Source organism: Alcanivorax sp. HI0044, assembly GCF_001634945.1.
The window spans coordinates 1-4,266 of record NZ_LWEZ01000491.1 but is presented as its reverse complement, the minus strand read 5'-3'; the positions used below and the strand labels follow the sequence as shown (position 1 = coordinate 4,266).

5 protein-coding genes are annotated in these 4,266 nt (G+C 57.4%); 3 read left to right on the top strand and 2 right to left on the bottom strand.

Annotated features, from left to right (window positions below):
• A partial coding sequence (locus A3730_RS05910) for an AarF/ABC1/UbiB kinase family protein (protein WP_197477323.1) occupies window positions 1-808 on the top strand: 808 nt, incomplete at its 5' end.
• Window positions 809-832: 24 nt separating this feature from the next.
• Here the strand turns inward: A3730_RS05910 and A3730_RS05905 are convergent.
• Both A3730_RS05905 and A3730_RS05900 read right to left on the bottom strand, forming a co-directional pair.
• Window positions 833-1,789 (bottom strand): alpha/beta fold hydrolase, encoded by a 957-nt coding sequence (locus A3730_RS05905; RefSeq protein WP_063521503.1) that lies wholly within the window; start codon window positions 1,787-1,789, stop codon window positions 833-835.
• Window positions 1,790-1,947: 158 nt separating this feature from the next.
• Complete coding sequence (locus A3730_RS05900; protein WP_063521502.1) at window positions 1,948-2,793, bottom strand: DMT family transporter; 846 nt, start codon at window positions 2,791-2,793, stop codon at window positions 1,948-1,950.
• Between the two features lie 213 nt (window positions 2,794-3,006).
• On the opposite strand from A3730_RS05900, the gene thpR reads away from it, so the two are divergent.
• Window positions 3,007-3,522 carry an RNA 2',3'-cyclic phosphodiesterase gene (thpR, locus tag A3730_RS05895; protein WP_063521501.1) on the top strand — a complete coding sequence of 172 codons (516 nt, stop codon included), beginning with the start codon at window positions 3,007-3,009 and terminating at the stop codon, window positions 3,520-3,522.
• A 111-nt stretch (window positions 3,523-3,633) separates the two neighbouring features.
• On the top strand, window positions 3,634-4,266 hold the full coding sequence (locus tag A3730_RS05890) for a YbhB/YbcL family Raf kinase inhibitor-like protein (protein ID WP_063521500.1): 633 nt from the start codon (window positions 3,634-3,636) through the stop codon (window positions 4,264-4,266).

Here is a 4,266-nt window from a genome sequence, read left to right as displayed (position 1 = left end):
CAAGGTGCGGTTGCCTGGTGTGAAGAAAGTCTTTGAGCAGGATGCCAAAGTCTTTCAGGCGGTGGCGGCGCTGGTGGCGCCCACCTTCCGTGAGTTTGATCTGCAGCAGGCCATTGAGCAGCTACTGACCATGACGGCCATGGAGCTGGATTTCCGTAACGAAGCCGCGAGTACCTTGCGTTTTTCCCGCCAGCCCCATCACGAGCGCATCCGCATCCCGGATATCATCGAGGGTTTATGCGGTGAATCGGTGCTGGTGACCAGCTGGGAAGGCGGGCAGCGACTGCGCAATTACCTGGATACTCACCCGGAAAAAGCCCAGGACCTGCTGGGAGTGTTGCTGACCAGCTATCTTCAGCAGGTCACCCGCTTTGGCGTTTACCAGGCAGACCCGCACCCGGGTAACTTTCTGGTGAATGATGACGAACAGGTGGTGATTCTGGATTACGGCGCTATTGGTGTGCTCACGGCGGATGAGGTGCGGCGTTACTCCCGCCTGCTATATGGATTGATGGGCTTTGAGGGGCCGGTGGATATCGGTGAGCTTTTTGTTCAGGCCGGGTTCAAGGGTGGCAGCCCGGAAACCCTGAAGGAGCTGGCGTTGTATGTGCTGACCGATCGCCTCAGTGAACAGGGGCCAATAGCTGCCATGGGCGAATTGATGAGCCGCTTTCGGGAAGAGCGCATCAGCATTCCCGATTCCTATATCGGCATTTCCCGGGTGTTGATTACGCTGGGTGGCTTTCTGATGAGTTATCAGGTCCCGTTTGACTGGACTCCGCCGGAGCAACGAGCCGGCGGAGCTTGATCAGTCTTGGGTTTCAGGCGCGTCTCAGGGGCGCGCTTCGCGCCAGAAGGCACGGAAGGCATCGGCACTTTTGCCGGGCACTTCTGCCATGGGAACATGACCAATGCCATCAAGAATCACCGCGCGGGATTGCGGTAACTCCTCGAGAAAGGCGTCTACATTATCGACTCCAAGCAAGCGATCTTCGCGACCCCATAGCACCAGGGTTGGTGTTTGAATAGCGGGCAGCACGTTTTTGTCTTCGAGCACCATGCCTGGGTCGTCCATCAGATCTTGCCATATTTTTTCAGCCACATGGGAGTTCTCCGCTTTCTTTTGCCCCATGATGTCGATAAAGAATCCGGGCATGTAAGGCGGTTCTTCCATGGCCCACTTCAAGGTGGTCTGGAATTGTTCTGCCTTGTGCGGAATCAGTGGGTTGCTCTCACTCTTGGCGAGAACATTCTTAAATTCCTCGGTCTGGCGAGTCAGGCCGGCAGAGTCCACCAGGCCCATGGAAAGCACACGCTCTGGTGCCTGTTGGGCAATAGCCAGGGAAATGGCGCCGCCCATGGAATTGCCGGCCACATGGAATTGCTGGATGTCGAGAGCATCCATCAGCGTTAGCAGGCGGGAGGCCTGGGCTGCCATGGTGTAATCCAGGTCCAGTGTACGGGTGGTTTGCCCGTGGCCTGGCAGGTCCGGCACCACAAAAACGAAATCGCCTTCGAGTTCATTGGCAAAGCGAATCCAGTTACTGGAATCGGCGCTGAACCCATGAATCAGTAGTACGGTTTCCTTGTCGGAGATGTTTTCACTATTTTGTTCACTGACAAGCAGGTGCCACTCGATGCCGTCCGCCGTTGTCAGTGTCCGGTCTTCCAGGCCGGCGCGGCTTTTTTCCATGCTCAGGCCATTATCATAGGCCCAGCGTGCCGCGTCTTCGCAGCCATTCAAAAAGACAGTACACAGAATAAAAAGAAACAGGTGTTTCGGTTGCATGCCGAACTCTCCGTTGTATGGCGTCACCTTCAAGGCGCTTCTCGTTTCCCGTGCGGGAAGCGAAAAGGTGATTGCCTTGCCCAAGCTGGGCCAAGCATAGGGGATATGCAGCGAAAATAGCCTTCTGAACGGGCCATTTTTCGGATCTGAACGGTTTCCTACCGGGACTTAAGATTCCAGATGCCGGCGGCCACGATCAACAGGGTGCCGATGATGGTGGTCAGCACCAGGGTCTCGCCCCAGAACATCCAGCCGAGCAACGCAGCCCAGATCACGGAGGAGTAGTTATAGACGCCCACCTGACCGGGTCGGGCAATCTGGTAGGCGGTGGTCATGGCATATTGCCCGCCTGTGGCCACCAGGCCGATGGCGAGAAGCCAGAGGTAATCGGTGCCTGCGGGCAGGGTGGTGGCCCATAGTAAAGGCAGAGACGAAAACAGTGTGGCAAAGAGCGCAAAGTAGAACACCACACGCTGGGCGGGCTCGGAAACCGCCATGCGACGGATGCTGACCTTGGCGATACTCATGATGGCCGCGCCGGCCAGCGCTACCCACATGACCGGGTCAATATGACCCTGCCCGGCGCGCATGATGATAGCAACGCCGATAAAGCCGGCGACGATGGCCAGCCAGGTGTGCAGACCGATCCGTTCACTGAGCCATAACCAGGCGATGATCGGTAGGAAAAACGGCACCGTCATTTTGACCAGTACCGCCTCTGCCAGGGCAATATGCCCAATGGCGTAAAAGAAACAAAACATGGCGCTCACGCCGGTGAAAGCACGGATCAGGTGCAGATGCACAAAGCGGGTTCGTAGCTGACCAAAACCACCGCGGGTGGCGATGATCGGCAGCAGGAACATCAGCCCGAACAGGTTGCGTGCAAACACGATGACCTCGGTGTCGAGGTGATCAGACAGGTGCTTGATCATGGCAGCCATCACCGCCAGAAGGCCTTCACCGAGTATCAGCAGCAAGGCACCCTTCAAGGGTTGGTCATTCATTGGTGAGGCGTCCGGGGTGGAGGAGTGAAGGGGCGAAGAAAAACGGCCAGACAGCTCGAACCGGATAACGTGTTCGCTGGCATGTTCGTGACCTGCTAGCCTTGAGCGTGAAGCTCGGCCCGCATACGTTCAGGCTTCGGCCAATCGGGCCGGCATTCTACCGCTGTCCCAGCCGGGACGCCACGCCATACGGTGGGAGGATGAAAAGGAAGCATGCGCTGTTTTATCGGTATTCCGGTCATCGGCACACTGGCACACCAGTGTGTCACACTATCCCATAGCATGGGACACGCTACCCCCATGGCCAACCTGCACCTGACGCTGGCGTTCCTGGGTGAACAGTCCGAAGCGGCCTTGAACCAGCTACATGGCCCGCTGAAAGAGCTTGCTGACAATAGCCCACCGTTTCAGCAGTTGCTCAACCGCTGTGAGCCCTTCCCCCGGGAGCAAGGCCCTTTTATGGCATTGACCGGTGCGGCCTGTCTGGCACTCAAGCAGCTGCACCATGACCTTTGCTTGTGTCTTCAAGAGTACGGTTTCCCGCGGGAGGGGCGGCCGTTTCGGCCCCACATTACGCTGGCCAAACCGGGGACTACGCAAACGCCTTTCAAGGCCATTGGCGACTGGGTGTTACCTGTGAATACGTTGATGCTTTACCGCAGTGAGCTGGGCGAGCCGTTTCCGAGCTATGAGCCACTGGCCCGGTTTCCACTGCTGGCGGGTGATTAGCCGGTTAATGGCCTGGGGTGCAATGCGTTCGGTATCCAGTAACTTGAATTCCCCGTTATTACCCGCATGCCTGATAGAGTATGCATGCAGTGCAACAAGGAGAGCTTACCGATGCAGCTACTTAGCAACAGCCTCACCGACCAGGCACCGATTCCGGAAAAATTTGCCTTTGCGGTGATCGACCCGGATACCCATGTGTCGCTATCGAGCAACATCAATCCGCATCTGGCCTGGAAAGGTGCCCCGGAGGGAACCCGTTCCTTTGCGGTGGTGTGCCTGGACCCGGACGCCCCCAGCGCGGCCGATGATGTGAACCAGGAAGACCGGGAAGTGCCGGCCAGCTTGCCGCGAGTCGATTTTTACCACTGGACCTTGTTTAACATTCCTGCGGACCAGAGCGAAATTCGCGAAGGTAGCCATTGCGACAGCGTCACCCCGAAAGGCAAACGCGGCCCGGCGGCACCGGATGGGCAGCGCCATGGGCTCAATGATTACACTGGCTGGTTTGCTGGCGATGCAGACATGGAAGGCCAGTATTTTGGTTACGATGGCCCTTGTCCGCCGTGGAATGACAGTACCGTGCACCGTTATGTCTTTACGGTTTATGCACTGGATGTGGAAACGCTGCCGGAGGGCAGGGATCTGAGCGGTGCGGCACTGGCTGAACAGATCAAATCACATTCACTGGCTCAAGCCAGCCTGACGGTTAGCTATACGCTGAATCCGCGTTTGGCTGAAGGGTGA

Excerpts from the sequence above, each read along its gene's own strand:
- A3730_RS05890 (WP_063521500.1), top strand. The coding sequence starts at position 3,634 with ATGCAGCTACTTAGCAACAGCCTCACCGACCAGGCACCGATTCCGGAA.
- A3730_RS05900 (WP_063521502.1), bottom strand. The coding sequence starts at position 2,793 with ATGAATGACCAACCCTTGAAGGGTGCCTTGCTGCTGATACTCGGTGAA.
- thpR (WP_063521501.1), top strand. The coding sequence starts at position 3,007 with ATGCGCTGTTTTATCGGTATTCCGGTCATCGGCACACTGGCACACCAG.
- A3730_RS05905 (WP_063521503.1), bottom strand. The coding sequence starts at position 1,789 with ATGCAACCGAAACACCTGTTTCTTTTTATTCTGTGTACTGTCTTTTTG.